General features: G+C 48.8%; 20 protein-coding genes. 8 read left to right on the top strand and 12 right to left on the bottom strand.

Translation table 11 applies throughout. The features are described 5' to 3' along the window. Positions 1 to 32: 32 nt before the first annotated feature. Positions 33 to 980, bottom strand: coding sequence for a CAF17-like 4Fe-4S cluster assembly/insertion protein YgfZ (ygfZ, locus tag GY634_RS11860; RefSeq protein ID WP_166408775.1), 948 nt, complete (start codon positions 978 to 980; stop codon positions 33 to 35). 131 nt (positions 981 to 1,111) lie between these two features. On the opposite strand from ygfZ, the gene mltG reads away from it, so the two are divergent. Genes mltG through GY634_RS11830 form a run of 6 tightly spaced genes read left to right on the top strand, consistent with a single transcriptional unit; the run spans position 1,112 to position 6,656 of the window. After that, positions 1,112 to 2,122, top strand: coding sequence for an endolytic transglycosylase MltG (gene mltG / locus GY634_RS11855; RefSeq protein WP_166408994.1), 1,011 nt, complete (start codon positions 1,112 to 1,114; stop codon positions 2,120 to 2,122). 1 nt (position 2,123) lies between these two features. Continuing rightward, entirely contained in the window at positions 2,124 to 2,756 is a 633-nt protein-coding gene (gene tmk, locus GY634_RS11850) for a dTMP kinase (RefSeq protein ID WP_166408773.1), read from the top strand. Then, positions 2,753 to 3,772 (top strand): DNA polymerase III subunit delta', encoded by a 1,020-nt coding sequence (holB, locus tag GY634_RS11845; protein ID WP_166408771.1) that lies wholly within the window; start codon positions 2,753 to 2,755, stop codon positions 3,770 to 3,772. Before tmk ends, holB begins: the two co-directional genes overlap by 4 nt. A 10-nt stretch (positions 3,773 to 3,782) precedes the next feature. Beyond that, positions 3,783 to 4,562: a TatD family hydrolase gene (locus GY634_RS11840; RefSeq protein WP_166408769.1), complete on the top strand. Its 780-nt coding sequence runs from the start codon at positions 3,783 to 3,785 to the stop codon at positions 4,560 to 4,562. Positions 4,563 to 4,578: 16 nt separating this feature from the next. After that, on the top strand, positions 4,579 to 5,358 hold the full coding sequence (locus GY634_RS11835; protein ID WP_242683696.1) for an ankyrin repeat domain-containing protein: 780 nt from the start codon (positions 4,579 to 4,581) through the stop codon (positions 5,356 to 5,358). After that, positions 5,358 to 6,656: a DUF4303 domain-containing protein gene (locus GY634_RS11830; protein ID WP_166408767.1), complete on the top strand. Its 1,299-nt coding sequence runs from the start codon at positions 5,358 to 5,360 to the stop codon at positions 6,654 to 6,656. Before GY634_RS11835 ends, GY634_RS11830 begins: the two co-directional genes overlap by 1 nt. 23 nt (positions 6,657 to 6,679) lie before the next feature. Here the strand turns inward: GY634_RS11830 and GY634_RS11825 are convergent, their stop codons facing one another. The 3 genes from GY634_RS11825 to GY634_RS11815 form a co-directional block, all read right to left on the bottom strand. Next, positions 6,680 to 7,894, bottom strand: coding sequence for a GGDEF domain-containing protein (locus GY634_RS11825; RefSeq protein WP_207625596.1), 1,215 nt, complete (start codon positions 7,892 to 7,894; stop codon positions 6,680 to 6,682). Between the two features lie 275 nt (positions 7,895 to 8,169). Further along, on the bottom strand, positions 8,170 to 8,949 hold the full coding sequence (locus GY634_RS11820) for an RsiV family protein (RefSeq protein WP_166408765.1): 780 nt from the start codon (positions 8,947 to 8,949) through the stop codon (positions 8,170 to 8,172). A 48-nt stretch (positions 8,950 to 8,997) separates the two neighbouring features. Then, positions 8,998 to 9,642, bottom strand: a complete 645-nt coding sequence (locus tag GY634_RS11815; RefSeq protein ID WP_166408763.1) for a glutathione binding-like protein — start codon at positions 9,640 to 9,642, stop codon at positions 8,998 to 9,000. A gap of 88 nt (positions 9,643 to 9,730) precedes the next feature. Between GY634_RS11815 and arsC the strand changes: the two genes are divergently transcribed. Further along, the gene (gene arsC / locus GY634_RS11810) at positions 9,731 to 10,069 is read left to right on the top strand and encodes an arsenate reductase (glutaredoxin) (RefSeq protein ID WP_166408761.1); all 339 of its coding nucleotides are present in this window, start codon (positions 9,731 to 9,733) and stop codon (positions 10,067 to 10,069) included. 65 nt (positions 10,070 to 10,134) lie between these two features. On the opposite strand, the gene GY634_RS11805 is transcribed toward arsC, so the two are convergent. The 3 genes from GY634_RS11805 to GY634_RS11795 are packed head-to-tail and all read right to left on the bottom strand — an operon-like array spanning position 10,135 to position 11,836. Continuing rightward, positions 10,135 to 10,716: a YceI family protein gene (locus GY634_RS11805; protein ID WP_166408759.1), complete on the bottom strand. Its 582-nt coding sequence runs from the start codon at positions 10,714 to 10,716 to the stop codon at positions 10,135 to 10,137. Positions 10,717 to 10,737: 21 nt separating this feature from the next. Then, positions 10,738 to 11,289, bottom strand: a complete 552-nt coding sequence (locus GY634_RS11800) for a YceI family protein (protein ID WP_166408757.1) — start codon at positions 11,287 to 11,289, stop codon at positions 10,738 to 10,740. 4 nt (positions 11,290 to 11,293) lie between these two features. After that, positions 11,294 to 11,836 carry a cytochrome b gene (locus GY634_RS11795; protein ID WP_166408755.1) on the bottom strand — a complete coding sequence of 181 codons (543 nt, stop codon included), beginning with the start codon at positions 11,834 to 11,836 and terminating at the stop codon, positions 11,294 to 11,296. A gap of 97 nt (positions 11,837 to 11,933) precedes the next feature. Here GY634_RS11795 and GY634_RS11790 point away from each other — a divergent pair, with 97 nt between their 5' ends. Beyond that, positions 11,934 to 12,836: a LysR family transcriptional regulator gene (locus tag GY634_RS11790; RefSeq protein ID WP_166408753.1), complete on the top strand. Its 903-nt coding sequence runs from the start codon at positions 11,934 to 11,936 to the stop codon at positions 12,834 to 12,836. 16 nt (positions 12,837 to 12,852) lie between these two features. Here GY634_RS11790 and GY634_RS11785 read toward each other — a convergent pair whose 3' ends face one another. The 5 genes from GY634_RS11785 to GY634_RS11765 all read right to left on the bottom strand — a co-directional run bounded on the left by GY634_RS11785 (position 12,853) and on the right by GY634_RS11765 (position 16,902). Next, positions 12,853 to 13,179 carry a hypothetical protein gene (locus GY634_RS11785; RefSeq protein ID WP_207625595.1) on the bottom strand — a complete coding sequence of 109 codons (327 nt, stop codon included), beginning with the start codon at positions 13,177 to 13,179 and terminating at the stop codon, positions 12,853 to 12,855. 234 nt (positions 13,180 to 13,413) lie between these two features. After that, positions 13,414 to 14,196 carry a hypothetical protein gene (locus tag GY634_RS11780; protein WP_166408751.1) on the bottom strand — a complete coding sequence of 261 codons (783 nt, stop codon included), beginning with the start codon at positions 14,194 to 14,196 and terminating at the stop codon, positions 13,414 to 13,416. 146 nt (positions 14,197 to 14,342) lie between these two features. After that, positions 14,343 to 14,636 (bottom strand): hypothetical protein, encoded by a 294-nt coding sequence (locus GY634_RS17165; protein ID WP_207625594.1) that lies wholly within the window; start codon positions 14,634 to 14,636, stop codon positions 14,343 to 14,345. Positions 14,637 to 15,047: 411 nt separating this feature from the next. Continuing rightward, positions 15,048 to 15,518, bottom strand: coding sequence for a tetratricopeptide repeat protein (locus tag GY634_RS11770; protein ID WP_166408749.1), 471 nt, complete (start codon positions 15,516 to 15,518; stop codon positions 15,048 to 15,050). Positions 15,519 to 15,564: 46 nt separating this feature from the next. Beyond that, on the bottom strand, positions 15,565 to 16,902 hold the full coding sequence (locus GY634_RS11765) for a purine-cytosine permease family protein (protein WP_207625593.1): 1,338 nt from the start codon (positions 16,900 to 16,902) through the stop codon (positions 15,565 to 15,567). Positions 16,903 to 16,988 lie beyond the last annotated feature (86 nt).

Raw genomic sequence — 16,988 nt, 5'->3', positions numbered from 1 at the left:
GAGCAGCCTGTTTTTTTGAGTGTGAGGGTGAGTTATAGCTTAGGGCGCTTATTATCACGCTGTTGGGTGATGTCATAGGGCAATGCTTCACGCTGAAGCTGAGGGCCATTGCTCTGTTGTAGATGATACGATTGTTCAGCGCTCCACTCGTCGAGCAACACTTCTACCAGTACATAGCTGCGACCGTTTAGGTTAGCGCTATTCACAATGCGGCCTATAGGTTGGTTTTCCTGATCTGTGCCATACAGGTCATTGCCGGGAGCCAGCAAACTGGCATCAATAGTGTCCGTAGCAATGCTAAATAGTGCACTGCGGCGACGTATGGTGCCGCGGTAATGGCTACGTGCCACTACTTCTTGGCCGGGGAAGCAGCCTTTGCTAAAACTGATGGCATCAATCAGTTCCATGTTCAATGTTTGCGGAATAAAAACATCTTGTGTGGCTTTTTCTATATGGGCAATACCTTGTTGTAGCGTTTCGGCGTCCCAGCGCTCTGCGGCAGAGAGAGAGTCGTCTGGGGCCAGCGATGGTGTGGTGGTGCTAATCATCCACCAGCGCTCAGGGTTACCCGCAGAAGGGGCTTGTATAAGTTCTACCTGTTCATCGGGGTGCAGTACCTCATAACGGCCAGAGGCCGCTTTTCCCGCCTCCACATAAGCACCGTAGACGGTAGCATCGCGTTGGCTAAGGGTGACGTTGGCGCGTAGCACAAACATGCGTAAGCGCTTCAGTAGGAACTCAGCCACACTATGGTGTACTAATAGGCTAACGGTTTGAGAGTCGTGTTGCCATAGTAGGGCTGAGGCTAGCATACGGCCATTAGCGGCACAGTACACACCAAAGCTGGCGTGTGTGGTTCCCAACGAGGGTAGGTCATTGCTGAACTGGCCTTGTAAAAAAGACAAGGCATCAGGGCCGGTGGCGTCCAGCACGACATAGTGGGGAAGCGTAACTACGCTACGAAAGGGAGGAAGACTCATGGTACGTAATGAAACAACGAATTTCTGCAAAATAAGAGTGAATAACACTATGATAACGAGCCTTGACCATTCGCGCACTGCTCATCCTAATCGTAGCAGTGAGTACAGCTTCCGGTTTACACTCTGACTCTATGAAAAAAGCCTTTTCTCTTCTTATTTGGTTATTGGTGCTGCTCATAATTGTGGGTGGTGCGGCCGCAGCGGGTGCGTGGTGGTGGGTGATGAAACGCCCTGTGGTGTTAAGTGCGCCGACGGTGGACTACATTATCGAGCAAGGCAGTGGCCCTAGACAGATCGCTTTGACCATGCGAGAAGCAGGTATTGAGGTCAACCCCGATGTGTTTGTGGCGGTGAGCCGCTTTAGCAAGCAAGATAAATTGCTGCAAGCAGGGGCGTATGAGGCGCATGAAGGCGATACCTTATGGCGCATACTACAGCGCATGGCCAATGGCGACATGACACAAACACGCCTTACCTTTGTAGAGGGGTGGGCCTATAAGCGTTTGCGTGACACATTGCGTGCCGATCCTAACGTTAAGCAAACTTTGGGTGATATGAGTGACGCCGAGTTGTTGGCCTTGCTAGGTAGCGATAGCGCGCATCCTGAAGGGCTTTTTTATCCAGATACCTATGTGTTTACACGTGGGACTAGCGATATTGATATTTTGCGACGCGCGTATCAGGCGCAGCAAAGTTTATTGCAAGAAATGTGGGATAACCGCGACCCGAATTTACCGTTGAAAACTCCGTATGAAGCATTGATTTTAGCTTCTATAGTAGAAAAAGAAACCGGTCACGGAGCCGATAGATTTAGAGTGGCAGGGGTGTTTATTAATAGATTAAAAGTAGGCATGTTGCTGCAGACTGACCCTACTGTTATCTACGGTATGGGTGACAAGTACGATGGCAAAATTCGTAAACGTGATCTGCAAACTGACACCCCTTGGAATACCTATACACGTGGTGGCTTGCCCCCAACCCCTATTGCGAATGCAGGCAAGGCCTCGTTAGAGGCGGTGCTACATCCCGAACAACATAATTTTTACTATTTTGTATCGCGTGGGGATGGAACCAGTGAGTTCTCCCGCAACTTGGCCGAACATAACCGAGCCGTATCAAAATACATATTGCGCAGGAATTAACATGCAAAAAGGTCTGTTTTTAACGGTAGAAGGTGTAGATGGTGCTGGTAAAAGCAGTCACATTGAGTGGTTGCAAGACGCTGTAGAGCAATTAGGCCACGAGGTGGTGGTGACACGCGAACCTGGCGGTACCGTTTTGGGTGAGCGATTGCGTGAACTGTTGTTGCATGAGCCTATGCACTTGAAAACAGAAGCCTTGCTGATGTTTGCCGCGCGTAATGAGCATCTGGAACAAGTCATACTGCCGGCGTTATCGGCCGGCAAGTGGGTACTGTGCGATAGGTTTAGCGATGCTTCGTATGCGTACCAAGGTGGTGGTCGTCAATTGGGTGGGGCAGCTATAGAGCAGTTGGAAAGCTGGGTGCATCCAAACGTGCAACCTACTAGAACCTGGTTGTTTGATTTACCACTGGAAGTTGCTCGAGAGCGCTTAGAGCGTACTCGCGACTTAGACCGATTTGAACAAGAGCAGGGCGATTTCTTTGAGCGTACTCGCGCAGCCTATCTACATCGTGCTAAAGCGGATCCACAGCGTTTTTGTGTGATTGATAGCAGTCAAACCATTGCGGAAATTCGTCTGGAACTTGAGGCAGACTTGCTGCAATTGCATCACGCATTTAGGGAAACGGTATGAGTTTACCTATAACGGCTTTTTACCCTTGGCAGGAAGAACGTGCCAGTGAATGGCTGAGCCAACGAGAGCGCTTTGCGCATGCGTGGTTATTGCATGGTGTACCAGGTATAGGGAAAACGCAGTTTGCCAGGGCAGCGGCAGCATCGTTGCTGTGCACACAGCCCGTACAGTCGCGCGCGTGCGGTACCTGTGATGCCTGCTTGTGGTGCCAGCATGGAAACCATCCTGATTTACGTGTGATACGCCCTGAAGCGGTTGCGCAGCAAGAAGATGGCACGGTGTCAGAAAGCAAACAGACACCATCCAAAGAAATACGGGTAGAGCAATTACGCCAATTGCACTCATGGTTTAATACGGCCACTCACCGTGGTGGCTACCGTGTGGCGGTGCTATACCCAGCAGAAAGTCTGAATCAGATTTCAGCGAATGCCTTACTGAAAGTACTAGAAGAGCCTCCGGCCTCCACCATTTTTATTCTGGTGGCGGATGCTCCGGATAGGCTGTTGCCGACGATTGTGTCGCGTTGCAGGCGTTTAGTATTGCCTAAGCCTGATACACAGGTGGCTCTAGACTGGCTAGGCAGCCAAGTTGAGGGTGATGCACAAGAGTGGTTAGCCGCTGCGGGTGGTGGTCCGGTGGCCGCGTTAGCGTTGTCGCAGCAGCAACGCACGCCATACCCCGATTGGTTGGGAACGCTGTGGCAGTCCGTATCAGCGCGCAACCCTGAGGCGTGCTTAGCCGTGATGGATGACTTAGAGAAGTTAGGGGCGGCGCATTGGGTGCCTATGTTGCAGCGCAGTTGTCTAGATATACAACTGGTGCAACATGCACAGCCTGTTTGCTACTACCCTGGCTTACAGGCGGTTTACGAGCAACTGGCGGCTAGAGCGCAGCACGTAGTCTTAGCACAGTTGTTAAAATGGCTAAACGAGCAGTCGCGCTGGGCACAGCACCCGTTGAATGCAAAGTTGTTTGTGCAGCACCTGCTAGACCGTCTCACACTCTGTTTTAATTGATGTCATTACCATGTTTATAGATTCACATTGCCACTTGGACTTCCCTGACCTCTCTGTCAACCTAGAGAGCATTTTGGCGCGCATGAAGCAAAATCAGGTTGGGCAAGCCTTGGTGGTAAGCGTAACGCTAGACGACTGGCCCAGACTGATGGCGTTGGTAGAGCAATACCCACACTTGCAAGCGTCAGTAGGCGTGCACCCCGGTTACGATAATATTGTGCAGCCCACCGTCGCAGATTTGTGCGAACGTGCCGCACATCCTAAAGTGATCGCAATTGGTGAAACAGGGTTGGATTATTACTACCAGTCTGAACCGTTGGATTGGCAACGTGAACGTTTCCGCATACATATACGTGCGGCGCGCGAAAGCGGTTTGCCCCTGATTATCCATACTCGTAATGCTTCAGCCGATACCATTCGACTCATGCAAGAAGAGGGGGCGGATCAAGTAGGCGGTGTGATGCATTGTTTTACCGAGTCCTGGGAAATGGCGCAAGCCGCGATGGAAATGGGTTTTTATATTTCTATTTCCGGTATTGTGACGTTTAAGAGCGCTAAAGATATCCAAGAGGTAGCGGCTAAAGTACCGTTAGACAGACTATTGATCGAAACAGATTCCCCTTATTTGGCACCTGTGCCATATCGTGGGAAGCAAAACGATCCATCGCTGGTGGTGCATGTAGCCGAAAAACTGGCCGAGTTACGCCAGTGCAGTAGTGCAGAGATTGCCGAAGCAACGCGTGAAAATTTTTATGCTTTGTTTAAGAAAGCACCTAGGGTGCAAGCCTAAATAAAAGGAAATAAGGATGAAGAAATCGTTGTGGTCCACATTGCTGGCTGGTATGGCATTAAGCTCCGCTCTGGTGTCACCTGTATGGGCAGGTGAAGGGTGGTGGAATGATGTGGTGAACAACCGTAATAGCGATGTGCTGCAAGAGCTGGCTACTGGGGCGGATCCAAACCAAAAAACCGAGCAAGGCCAGCCTACGATTATGCTGGCCATCCAGAACAAGTCTTGGAATGTCTACGACGTGTTAAGTGCTCACAGAGCAATAGATGTGAATAGTACGAATGCGTACGATGAAACACCCTTGATGTACTTAGCGTTGTTGGGCGAAACGGCGCGTGCTGAAGACCTTATTAAGCGTGGTGCCAAGGTGAATCGACTTGGCTGGACACCACTGCATTATGCAGCCTCTACTGGACAAACTGATACGGCCAGAATGCTGTTGGCAGCCGGCGCAATGCCTAACTCGCCTTCGTCTGATGGTACCAGCCCCTTGATGATGGCTGCACGCTCAGGCAGCCGCGATATGGTGAATATCTTGATAGAGGCCGGTGCTGATCCTAAAGCCGTCAATTTACAGCAGTTAAACGCTGCTGATTGGGCTCGTGGCAATGGCCATACTGCGTTAGCCAGTTATTTAGAGCAGGGTGCTAATGCGGGCGCAACGAGTACGGCAGCTCAAGCGGCTGGGTCTAGCAGTGCAAGTAGCACCGCACCAGCATCGTCGGCCGCACAAAGTAGCAGTAGTGGTGGTAGCAGCAATAGCCAGTACTTCGACTTAGGGCGTTTTGACGAGTAATGGATTGGAATGCTCTTAAAGCGTGTCTGTTTGATGCGGCGACGGCACAGTTAGAGGCTTTGCTGTCGTCAGGGGTGGAGCCGCTTTATGCGGCCGCTTTTTTCGCGAGCTATCGTGAACAAGAAAGCGTCATTAGTATGCCGTCCTTCGCGGCGAATAGCCTAGCAGCCCTAGATGAAGATCACCCCAAACGTAAGGCTGGTGATGAGTGTTTCTATGGCCTGAAATGGAATCCCGTAGATTGGCATTGGACATGGGATGTAGATGAATACGGTGGTCAGCCGTTAGCCGACTATGAAATCGAAGTAGAACGCTACGCCAATCGCGGTAGCGTAGCCATGTGGGACAATGCTGAAAAACGATTTATGACGGTAGTAGCACAGGTGGCTGCTGACGTACGTAAGCGTTTTGCTAAAGACCCACGCGTGGCTAAAGATTTTGTGGTGTTTTTCCATGACGAGTACGGTGGCGATGAGCTGGCCAGTAAAAGCATACCTAAACGCTTATTCCTACAGCTTTTTCCTGAACTAGATGCTACCGAGCAAGAACGCAGGCGTATTGCTACCTTGCCTATAGCAGAGCAAGCTCTTTGCTATACCCAGCGGCTTAGTTATTACGAAGGCATCAGTTGTGAGGAAGCTGAGCGGTGGCTGATTGCCTGCGGAGCACCTGCCATACCAGCGTTGCTAGGGGTGTTAACACAGCGGCAGCTAGCATGGAAAGCAGCCATGATTCTAGGGCTGATTGGCGAGCCGGAGCCCGAAGTGATTACAGCATTACGTCAGGTGCTGATGACGGCTAAAGAAGCCAGTGCCGTCAGTTGGAGTGCATCAGCGCTAGGGTATTTAGGTGATGTGGACTGGCTGTTGGCGTTAGCTGAGTCGCCTAAATTTACTGAGTATGCGGTAGACGGTTGTTGCGCGGCATTGCGGGCGTTTAGAAACCGTAGCGCGAAGCCTGTGAAATTAGATTATGCGCCAGTAGAGCGGTTGCTGACGGCTTATCCCCATAGCCGCAGCGAAGCAGAAGAAACTCTAGAGCCGGGTTCTAGTTACTGCCAAATTGGGGTGTCAGACGTGCCCGAGGCGGTGCGAGGCTTAGCCTCTATTCATGCTGTGGTCCGTCGTCACGCTGTTTGTGTACTGGATGATAGGGCAGTAGGTGAAGCGATGGGCTTATCTGCTGTAGCGCCTATACGGGATACGTTGGCCTTGCTGGCAAAAAACGACGAAGATGAAAGTGTGCGTTACTTGGCAGGGCTTACGCTATCTTCCATGAAAAAATGGCGTTTGCGGTAATACGGAGTACGTTGGCGGTCTAATTAGACTTCTACGTGCTCGGCGATAGTGGCTAGGGAGTTGTGTGGCGTAGTGAAAGACTGGCCGGAAAGTACAACCTGATTACGCCCACCAGCTTTACCAGTATAGAGGGCAGCATCCGCATCACGTAGGGCATCTTCTAATTCGTGTGTGCTATAGAAAGCTAATGACACACCAATAGTGACGGTGCAATGCAGTGGTTGATCCATGTTGCTCACAGCAATGCTTTGGCTAGCTATGGTAGAGCGTAAACGTTCAGCCAGTTGCATCACTCCGCTGGCATTGGCATCGGTGCAGATGGCCACAAACTCTTCCCCTCCTATACGCCCAGTGAGATCGTGATGTCGCATGGTGGCGCGTAATACCTTTGCCACATGCCGTATGACGTCGTCACCTGCGTGATGGCCATACGTATCATTGATGAGCTTAAAGTGGTCTATGTCCATCAGCAATACGTAGGTAGGGCTGGCGTTTCTGGTCGAGAAATAACGCTGCACTGCTTCTAGTAAGCCCCTACGATTTAATAAGCTTGTCATGGGGTCACGTGCGGCCATATTGCGCAAGTCATCGGTTAACCGTCGTAATACCAGCCAGACAATAGAGGGCGGAACGATGGTCGCTAAGGTGGACATATAAATATAGAACACCATCTGGAAGTTGCTATCCATGTGTAGCGCATCCAGACCGCCGTCAATAATTTTCATAAACTTCAGCGCATTGAGCACACAGATTCCTGTGATCAATATCGCGAAAAAGATCATTTCACCATAGAGGTCTTTGGCAAAAGTGCGTACACCATAGACTACTGTGAGGACCATGATGAAAAAAAGTAGGGCAGCCATGGCAGCCAACATTGCATAACGGGCCGTGGCACCCATATACCATTGCACCAGAGCTTGCAGCAGTCCGTAAGCGAGGCAAAAGATTAATAGCGGACGCCATAAGCTAACTTGTTGCCCAAAAAAACGCATTGCGCCCAGCCAGTAAGTAAGAGGCGCGGCAAGAGTAAGGTTATGGTTGATGACACTCATCACGCTCCATGCGGGACCACCTTCTACCAACTGCAAAATATACGCCGATGCCAGCAAGAGATTACCGACAGCGAAATAATCCATACCCATTCTGTTGCCAGGTAGGCGTCTACTAATTAGCAAGAACATGACTGAGAAGCACAACAGGTGCGCGCAGAGCATGGCAACAAGAATGGAGGCAACCATAGGGTATAGAGAAGAGGAAAGGCAGTAGGCTCTTTTTACATTTTTTATGGGAGCTTACTGGTATGGCACCATCTACGAGTAATCTCTATTGGCCACGTAGGACATTATAGAGATCTATTCTAGTTTGGTTACGCTTGGAAGTATGATGTTTCTTGATGAAACATTGATCTTAAGCAACGAAGCGTCTTAATTTGTAGGGAATTTACCAGAGCATATAGCCACTATGTCTGTATCACTGCGCTTAGTGGCTATATGTGGTGTTGGTAATGAGTGGCTTATTCAGGTAAGTAAGCAGGCTGAAGAATACCGCGCAATGCAGAGTAGGGAATCAATAGTTCAGGCTGACCAGACGAGTAGGGGGCAATGTCGTAAGCGTCGTACTTCACGACAATACCTTTATCGGTAATACCGGCATTGTCGCTAGGTTGGAAAGGCCATAAGCGTCGGTAGCGCTCTGGGTTCTCGATGGCATCTTCTTGAGTGGTGAGCCATTGTGCATGGGCTTGCTTTAAGGCGCTAATAAATGCGTCTTTGGCCCCGCGTTGCAGCATCTGATCTAACGTAATAGTGGCTTTGCGTTGGTTGTCCCAGTTAATGAATTGAGTGGCTGACATGCCATGTGCGGCTCCTGTGAAATACTGCCAAGAACCTAACTCCAGCGTTGTGATGTCCTTATTACGGTAGCGTGTCTTGGCGGCGAGCAATACTTCATCGCGCGGGCCGGCCGTCTTCCAGTAGTAGTCAGCAAAGTCATCAATAGATGGGTGCACGGGGCCGTCTCCCATACCAGTCATGGTTGCCAAGGCGGTATCTACAAGCTCTGTTAGGTCACGGTTACCCGGGAATACCAAGCTGTCTACGCTTAAGCTTGCGCATTGGCCTTTGCAGTCAGGTTGTTTTTTAGACCATTTAACGGGTTGACTAAATACGCCGTCTGCGCTGGTAACCTCATCGGTAAATGACGGTATACGGCTTTGCTGATCGGTGCTGGCACAACCCGCGAGGGCGGCGCTAAATAGCAGAACGCTGAACAGGGATGTAGAGGAAAGTCTCATGCAGGGTATCCGTTTGGTATGGGGGCGTACCGCGATGGCTACGCAGAATTAGGCAGGTTTGCTGGGATTAATACGATCAGCAACCGCTAAGGCTCGTTGCGTTGCTGGGCGTTGGCTAATGCGTTCGAACCATGCCTTAAGATGTGGGAAGTCGTTTAGGTCTTGTTGCTGTTGAGCATGGTAGATCACCCAAGGGTAACAAGCCATATCAGCAATAGAGTACTCATCTACAATAAACTCGCGGCCTTCAAGGCGGGTGTTTAGCACACTGTAGAGACGAGCCGTTTCACGCACGTATCGGTCCATCGCGTATTCCAACTTAACGGGGGCGTAAACGTTGAAATGGTGATTTTGACCTGCCATAGGGCCTAGGCCACCCATTTGCCAAAACAACCACTCCATCACTTGGGTGCGCTTGCGCAAATCGCTAGGCATGAATTTGCCTGTTTTTTCTGCCAAATATTGCAAAATAGCGCCGGACTCAAACACGGAAATTGCTTCGCCACCATCGCTAGGTTGATGGTCCACAATGGCAGGAATACGGTTGTTAGGGGCAATTTTTAGGAAGTCAGGTTCGAATTGATCGCCTTTACCTATATTGATGGGCTTGATTTGATACTCTAGACCGCACTCTTCTAAGAAAAGAGTGATTTTATGGCCATTGGGTGTAGTCCAATAATACAGATCAATCATTATGTACCTTCAAAAAAAGATGCAGGGGTCAGTGGTGGGGGATTTGGCTACAATGGCTAATCCATAGACCACTACACATAACCAGAACATGAGCACAATTTACCATAACCCGCGTTGCGGTACGTCGCGTAACACACTGGCTAGACTAGAGGAAGCCGGGCATACCGTTGAGGTCATCGAGTATTTGAAGCATCCGCTAGATAAAGAAGGGCTACGACAACTGATTACGAATGCCAATTTATCGGTAAAAGAGGCGGTGCGTAGCAAGGAAAGCCTGTTTACAGAATTAAACCTTGAATCAGCGAGCGACGAGCAACTGTTGGATGCGATGGCCGCTCATCCTATTTTGATGAACCGACCTTTTGTGATCACAGAAAAAGGGACACGCTTGTGTCGCCCTAAAGAAGTGGTGGAAGAAATTTTATAGCGCGTTTAGCGTAGCGATAAAAAATGGGCCTCACAGGGCCCATTTTTGTGTGTAATGCGTAGCTTTTATTTAGCCAGCGCTTCCAGCGCAACACCGATAGTGACTTCGTCGCCCACGCCAGGTGCAAACTTGCCGGCGTTAAAGTCAGAGCGTTTGATGACCACTTCAGCATCGGCACCGATAGTGTCTTTTTTCATCATTGGGTGCTCTTTGCGCACGAAACGTTTGATGTTCAGTGTGACGGGTTTGGTCACGCCTTTGATGGTCAAATCACCATCAACGGATACGGGTTTGTCGCCGTCAAAGTTGATTTTGGTGGATTTGAATGTAGCGGTAGGGAAGTTGGCTGTATCCAAGAAATCAGGGCCTTGGATGTGTTGGTTAAAGCCATCGTGACCTGTGCTGATGCTACGGGTGTCGATGGTGATATCAACTTGGCCATCTTTTGCTTCTTGATCCAGCACAACGGTGCCGCTGGTTTTGTCAAAGCGGTTTAACTGTGTGCTGAAACCCATGTGGTCGTAAGAAATACGAGAAAAAGTATGGGAATCATCAATGCCAAACGTTACTGGGGCAGCCATTGCTGCGCTGCTTAACAAAGCAGCCAGAGTAGTGAGGGCGGTAGTACGCAGTGTTTTTTTCAACATGAAATGAACTCCTAAGAGAGATTACTGTGCTGCCACAATAGAAAAGTTAACGTTGACATCGTTTGCCACGATATCAAAGGTAGACCAGGCGCCTTCACCAACGTTAAAGTCGCCACGCTGTACAACAAAACTGCCTTCAAAAGTACCTGTAGCCCCTTTTTCTACAAAGGTGGCAGGGAAGCTAATAGGCTTGCTGATGCCTTTGATGGTTAACAAGCCATCAACCTGATAGCCGTCACCTTCTACTCGAATGGCGGTACTTTCAAAACTTGCTGTAGGGTGTGCACCAGTATTGAACCATTCCGCATTAGCGACTTCATCATTACCTTCAGCACTGCCGGTATCTATGTCGGCTAGCGGTACAGACAACGTGACTTTAGCGGCTTCGGCATTAGCGGGATCAAATGACAATGTGCCATCAAATTTTTTAAATTCACCATCTAGGCTGACACCCATTTGTTCGTAGGTGAAGCCGATTTTGCTGTCTGCTGGTACGAATTTATCGAAGGTGGCAGCGTGGGCCCATAACGGGGTCAGAGCCAACAAGCAGGCACCAAGCATTTTTTTATTCATGGCTTTAGTCCTTTTTAGTGGGAGTAAGGGAAATTCTGTGGAAGATCGCATCACGATCCATAAATTGGTGTTTAAGCGCGGCCAGAATATGCCCAGCTAGCACAGCGATAAACAACCAGTTCAACCAGCCATGTACAACCACTAACTGTTCGCCAAGTGGCAGGTTTTTTTGAATAAGATCAGGCAAGGGCAACACACCAAACCAAACGGTTTGGAAGCCTTTGGCAGAACTCATTAACCAGCCGGACAGCGGGATGCAGAGCATCAGTACGTACAATAGCCAGTGTCCCAAGTGAGCCATCATTTTAGAGGTAGGCCCCATGTGGGAAGGGTAACGAGGTTTTGCTGAAAGAAAGCGTACGCTTAAGCGTAGTACTACCAGAGCCATCAGAGTGATACCAATCCATTTGTGCCAGGAGTACAGTTGCAGCTTAGTGGGGGAAAACGGTAATGCTTTCATATACAAGCCCAGTGCTAGCATGCCTATCAGCAATACAGCCATGAGCCAATGCAATAGCCGCAACGACCACGCATAGCGTTGAACCATGTAAACCTCGTAAAATTTAGTGAAACATCTACTTTAGCCTGTTTGATTGATGTAAAACAGTTTAGTTCAACAATTATCAATTGCATTTATTACAACAATGAGCCGACTGGACTTTATCACTCTCTTTATACAGGTAGCGGAACAAGGCAGTTTTGCTGCGGTGGCAGAGCAGCTAGGGGTAGACCGCTCTGTGGTGACGCGTCAAATTGCCGCGTTAGAAAAGCAGTTGGGGGTGCAGCTTATTATTCGCAGCACACGTAAACAATCGTTAACTTCGGCTGGCAGACTGTATTTAGAGCGTGCAAAAGCCATTGTTGATCTAGTGGAAAGCGCCGAAAGCGAGATACAAGAAGAACGTTTATTGCCCAAAGGGATGATTCGCATCAGTCTGCCATTGAGCTTTGGTGTCAGGCATTTAGCGCCGGTGCTCGCGCGTTTTGTGGCGCAATATCCAGAAGTAAACTTGCAGTTAGAGTATGACGATAACTTGGTGAATACCAGCGAACAGGGTTTAGATCTTGCCATTCGCGTTACGCAAGAACCTGCGCCTAATGACATTGTGCGGCGTTTGGGTGAGTGCCGGTTAATGATGGTGGGGTCAGCCGACTACCTAAAGCAATATGGAATGCCCAAGCACCCAGCCGAGTTAAGTGAGCACATCTGTTTGCAGTACCGACAAAATAGCAGATGGTTATTTGAGGTCGAAGGTAAGACCATCAGCATTAATACGTCTGGACGGGTACAGGCAAATAATGGAGATGCCTTGGCGCAAGCGGCCGTACACGGCTTGGGTTTAACCATGTTGCCCGATTTTATTGCGTGGGAATACCTAGAAAACGGCACGCTTTTGCCGGTGCTAGATGACTACTGTCAAAGCAATTTAGGTATTTATGCCGTTTTGCCTACCAATCACTACATTCCGCAGCGTGTACGTATTTTGCTGGAATACCTGATAGAGAACCTACCAGTGGCTTTTCAGCGTAAAAGTGGATGGCAATAGAAATAGGGCAGTGCCGCTACAGGACGCTTACCTGACCTACACAGGTTGGCCCTTCATAGATAGCAACCGTAAAGCCAGACGTGAGTAGTTCACTAGGCGCATGATCCATTAAAAAATGGGCCTCACCAAGCCCTAGACGTGTGCCATCTTCGTTGCTGTCATTTTGGTTGATATGCAGCACCAACGACCAAGAGCAGAGGTCTTCTGTTGCAGAAGAGGGGAGCGCCTCAGTCACTACGTAGTACAGGCCACCCAGAGGCAGCGTTTTCTTACCGCCTTCAGCGATGGATTTCCAATGCACCCACACAGCTACGGGTGGATCTTGTTGTTGATCTAGCGCCATAAGGCTAACGTAAAAAGCTTAGTTAAACGTACTGAGTAAGCATAAAAGATAGCCTAAGAACGAGTAAAAAAGATAGATTGATAGTTTTACAGGTTCTAAATAATGCAACTAACGGAAGAAATAAAGAACAACAAACAGAAAAGTTCACAGAAAGAAGAGGGCATATTACGGGGTGCGCACGTTCTTTCTGTTAGTCATCTGTAGATCAATACTGTTGGCGTCCGTTAGCAGTGCTTATTTTTTAGGCGTATACGGCGACGCTTTTTTAGGAAAATAAATGCCGTGTTGATTCATATCCATCACCATCACGCCAGTGGTTGAGTCAAAACAGCTGGTGGGTTCCCATTGACTAGGCGTGAACCATGTATAGGGTGGTTCTAGACGTTTTTCCTCTAGAATCCTACGATCAGGAAATGTGTACATCAAAATGTAGCCAACGGGACAATGCCTAGACAGCTCTGCTGTGTCTAGTTGATATTCTTGTGCCAGTTCAATGGTAAGGCTAGAGCCTTCTACAGACATGGCATACGCGAGTACACCTGCTACAGGAGTTGGCTCAATAAAGCGTACAGCTTCTAAATCTAGCAAAGGGTCTTGTTGTGGACGATCTTTAAAGCGCCAGGGATCGCCTCTATTAATAAGCGTGCCAGCGACCAACTGCATTTCGCCAAATTGCGTTGTTTGCTCTAAAGGCCCATAACGACGCACATTTTCAGCGACACGCGCTTTATCGATTTGGTAGCCTGAGTACCATATGGACAGAGTTCCTACGCCAAACCAAATGGGATAGATAGAGACCAGTGCAGTAACTACACGTGCCCAAGTTGCTAAAGGTTTGCGAGGCTTACCTTGTTTAGCGCAGATATAGCGCCACAACCACCAGATTAGAAGGCCTCCACCCAGTATGATGGCCAGTAGCATCATCATGTAATAGGCAAGGAAAATACCGCCCGCGGCTGCGGTAATGCCCAATTGTTGGAGGCTGTAGATACTGCCGGTTGTTAAGTAAGAAATCATGCCTATAAGAATCCCAAAGTGCTGCTTTGCACGTCAGTGTACTGGCAGCAGTCTGGGAAAGGGGTATCTACATGTGTGGGTTGCTTGTCGACTTTACATAATATACATTATGCGATGTTTATAATAATCGCCACTAGGCTAATCGATTAGGCAATTTGAACGATTCTGCAACGTTGGCACAATGGATATTCATCCAAGAACGGCTGTATGCGTTCGCGCATGGTCTCGTAACTATTGCCGTACATATAGAACGCTGTTTCTGTCATGCCTTGATAGTGACTATGGATGGAGCCTTCGTCGCCCAGCGCTTTATCGACTTCGCTCCACACCACATTCACGTCGCAGTTTTGATAAACCTCATCAGGCAAGTCTGTACCGTTTAGGTATAGCGCCAAACCTTCTTGATGGCCAAAAGGAATCACACGATCTTCAACACGCAAGCGAGACCCTTTTGGCGCTAACGCTTTGCTTAGAAAACCCAGAATATTGTTGATGGCTTCATCGCTGATGTCGGTAGCGTCGATTTCTATATCGCATTCTGAAATCTCGCCCCCATCGGTAAGCAGCGAGCCGCCACCGCTGACTACGCTATATCAGAGCGTTTTAAGACTTTGCTCAGTGCATCTTCAAGATCACCGCGGTGCTGTGGTTATAGGCGTGCATTTAAGGTGACAGTGACAAAATGGGTAGCTTTGGCTTTTTTCTTACCGAAAAGCTTTTTGAACATGGGGGTTCCTTAGTGAGTAAATGGCATTAAGTAGGCTGAGAAGTGCCCTAACCGCTGAAATTATAGTGAAAGCGACGACGAACCGTGCTACCTATATGTTTCGGTGTGCAATCGTAATGCAGCACTATTGCAGCCTTTTATACTCGTCACAGCCTGAGTAATTACCGCCCTCACACGCCGCTTTATACAGTGTTTTTGCCTTTTCTATGTCTTTTGCTACACCTGTGCCCTGCTCGTAGTACCTACCTAGATTCACTTGAGACACGGCATCGCCTTGTTTAGCTCCTTCTGCGTACCATTTAGCCGCCTCATTATCATTTTGCTGCACGCCTGTGCCAGTGGCGTACATATAGGCTACCGACCCTGGTGCAACACCCTGCTCTGCTGCTTGTAAATACCAGGCAAAGGCTTGCTCTTCATTGCGCTCAATCTCTTCGCCATACATATATTTTGTGGCCAATGCGACTTGGGCCAAGGCGTGCCCGGCCTTGGCTTCTGCCTGACAAACGGCCAATGGAGCTTGGGTGCTTATACAGTCATTAGCCAAGACACTGGCAGGTAAAGTCAGCATTGCTAAGCCGTGAAGCAGTTTCATGTGAGCTCCTTGGTGATTATTTTGGAGACTCACTATAGTAACGCGGTCAAGCTGTGACGGCTGGTACAGCAATCGGGGCACGTGCGAAAATGGCATATACCATTGAGGCTATCACGATGGTAACTGGCGCAGAAAAACTGCTGTAGGTACCACCCAAATGCATGATCGTAATACCGGCTAAGGCGGCAAGTAACCACGCCATTACAGCCCCAACTCGCAGAAAGGTCACCTGCGCCAACTGCTGTTCTATGTAGGCTTGCGAGGTGTTTTTGCGCGTTAACGCAATGTGAGTCAACGCCAAGGCCACCCATGCGACCACAAAGATACCCTGATAAGCCAAGGCTTGTAGCAAGTAGCTAAATACATCAGCGAGCATTAATACGTAGACTATTGCAGCTACCACTACAGCCCACACTAGATAGTGCCCTCTTACACCAATAAGCTGAGTCATACACGCCTGCATATTAGTGGCAGCCAAATAGAAGTTAGCTGTATTAATACGTGTTTGGGTGGCCCACACAAAGAGCAGCCCAAACACGCCCATCATTTTAAGTAGTGCCAGTAAAACCGATACTTCGCTTAGTCCGCCATCCAAGGGCACACTGGCTACTAAAAAGATACCGGCTAAGCCGCTCAGGAAAAATGCAATGAAGTAAAACGGCATACCGAAGTTCACGCGGGCATGAAAACGACTGTCTGCTTTTCTGCCATAACGCGCATAATCAAAGGTATACATCATCAACACCCAAATACCCATGTAATACACAAAGGTGTGCCACCAACCATAGCGGCTAGGCTCTTTGGGACCTAAGGCTAGCCACTGCTCGTTATATCCGTACAAACTGATGGCTAAGACAATAGCAGTGACTAATCCAATAATGTAAATGGGCAGTAAGATGGCATTCAGCCTGTCCAACCACCGCATGGCATTGCCGAACATCAACGGCACGCTAAGTAAGACAACAATGAAGGCGGCTAAGGGATAACTAATACTAGGAAAAACTGTATTGATACCTACAGCGATAACCGATCCTTCGAAAATGGCGTAATACATCGCCGTAGCAAAAAAGATTAAGGTCGCGATGACAGACCCTGTTCTACCTAATAGTATCTGTGAAAATAAGGCTACCGATAAGCCTGTTTGAATGGCATAACGAGTAATGACAGCATTAATCAAGCCATACACCACCACCGACAAAGCCATACCGATAATGGCGTTGATGGCACCAAAGCTCAACGCTAGGCTTGCGGCAACCACTAAATAAAACATGGCACTACAAACGCCCCACCATGCCATCATCAAGTTATTTTTTGATAATCGAGCGCTCTCCGGGACGAGCATTTCAGCCATAGATGGTGAATTCGATCCAGTTTGTTGCGTCATCATTGTCTCCTTGGTCTTTTTATAAACACGTTGCGCCCATGATGGGCGATGCGTAATGCAAGAACTACTATGCTGCTAACAATTGA

The organism is Paenalcaligenes suwonensis (assembly GCF_011290505.1).
Taxonomy (GTDB): domain Bacteria; phylum Pseudomonadota; class Gammaproteobacteria; order Burkholderiales; family Burkholderiaceae_B; genus Paenalcaligenes; species Paenalcaligenes suwonensis.
Note: the sequence above shows the minus strand (reverse complement) of the source record. Positions and strands in the feature narration are given on the sequence as shown.

Coding starts and splice junctions, on each gene's coding strand:
- GY634_RS11820 (WP_166408765.1), bottom strand. CDS start 8,949: ATGAGACTTTCCTCTACATCCCTGTTCAGCGTTCTGCTATTTAGCGCC.
- GY634_RS11805 (WP_166408759.1), bottom strand. CDS start 10,716: ATGTTGAAAAAAACACTGCGTACTACCGCCCTCACTACTCTGGCTGCT.
- holB (WP_166408771.1), top strand. CDS start 2,753: ATGAGTTTACCTATAACGGCTTTTTACCCTTGGCAGGAAGAACGTGCC.
- GY634_RS11785 (WP_207625595.1), bottom strand. CDS start 13,179: ATGGCGCTAGATCAACAACAAGATCCACCCGTAGCTGTGTGGGTGCAT.
- mltG (WP_166408994.1), top strand. CDS start 1,112: ATGAAAAAAGCCTTTTCTCTTCTTATTTGGTTATTGGTGCTGCTCATA.
- GY634_RS11795 (WP_166408755.1), bottom strand. CDS start 11,836: ATGGTTCAACGCTATGCGTGGTCGTTGCGGCTATTGCATTGGCTCATG.
- arsC (WP_166408761.1), top strand. CDS start 9,731: ATGAGCACAATTTACCATAACCCGCGTTGCGGTACGTCGCGTAACACA.
- GY634_RS11770 (WP_166408749.1), bottom strand. CDS start 15,518: ATGAAACTGCTTCACGGCTTAGCAATGCTGACTTTACCTGCCAGTGTC.
- GY634_RS11780 (WP_166408751.1), bottom strand. CDS start 14,196: ATGATTTCTTACTTAACAACCGGCAGTATCTACAGCCTCCAACAATTG.
- GY634_RS11825 (WP_207625596.1), bottom strand. CDS start 7,894: ATGGTTGCCTCCATTCTTGTTGCCATGCTCTGCGCGCACCTGTTGTGC.
- GY634_RS11835 (WP_242683696.1), top strand. CDS start 4,579: ATGAAGAAATCGTTGTGGTCCACATTGCTGGCTGGTATGGCATTAAGC.
- GY634_RS11815 (WP_166408763.1), bottom strand. CDS start 9,642: ATGATTGATCTGTATTATTGGACTACACCCAATGGCCATAAAATCACT.
- GY634_RS11830 (WP_166408767.1), top strand. CDS start 5,358: ATGGATTGGAATGCTCTTAAAGCGTGTCTGTTTGATGCGGCGACGGCA.
- GY634_RS11765 (WP_207625593.1), bottom strand. CDS start 16,902: ATGACGCAACAAACTGGATCGAATTCACCATCTATGGCTGAAATGCTC.
- tmk (WP_166408773.1), top strand. CDS start 2,124: ATGCAAAAAGGTCTGTTTTTAACGGTAGAAGGTGTAGATGGTGCTGGT.
- ygfZ (WP_166408775.1), bottom strand. CDS start 980: ATGAGTCTTCCTCCCTTTCGTAGCGTAGTTACGCTTCCCCACTATGTC.
- GY634_RS11800 (WP_166408757.1), bottom strand. CDS start 11,289: ATGAATAAAAAAATGCTTGGTGCCTGCTTGTTGGCTCTGACCCCGTTA.
- GY634_RS11840 (WP_166408769.1), top strand. CDS start 3,783: ATGTTTATAGATTCACATTGCCACTTGGACTTCCCTGACCTCTCTGTC.
- GY634_RS11790 (WP_166408753.1), top strand. CDS start 11,934: ATGAGCCGACTGGACTTTATCACTCTCTTTATACAGGTAGCGGAACAA.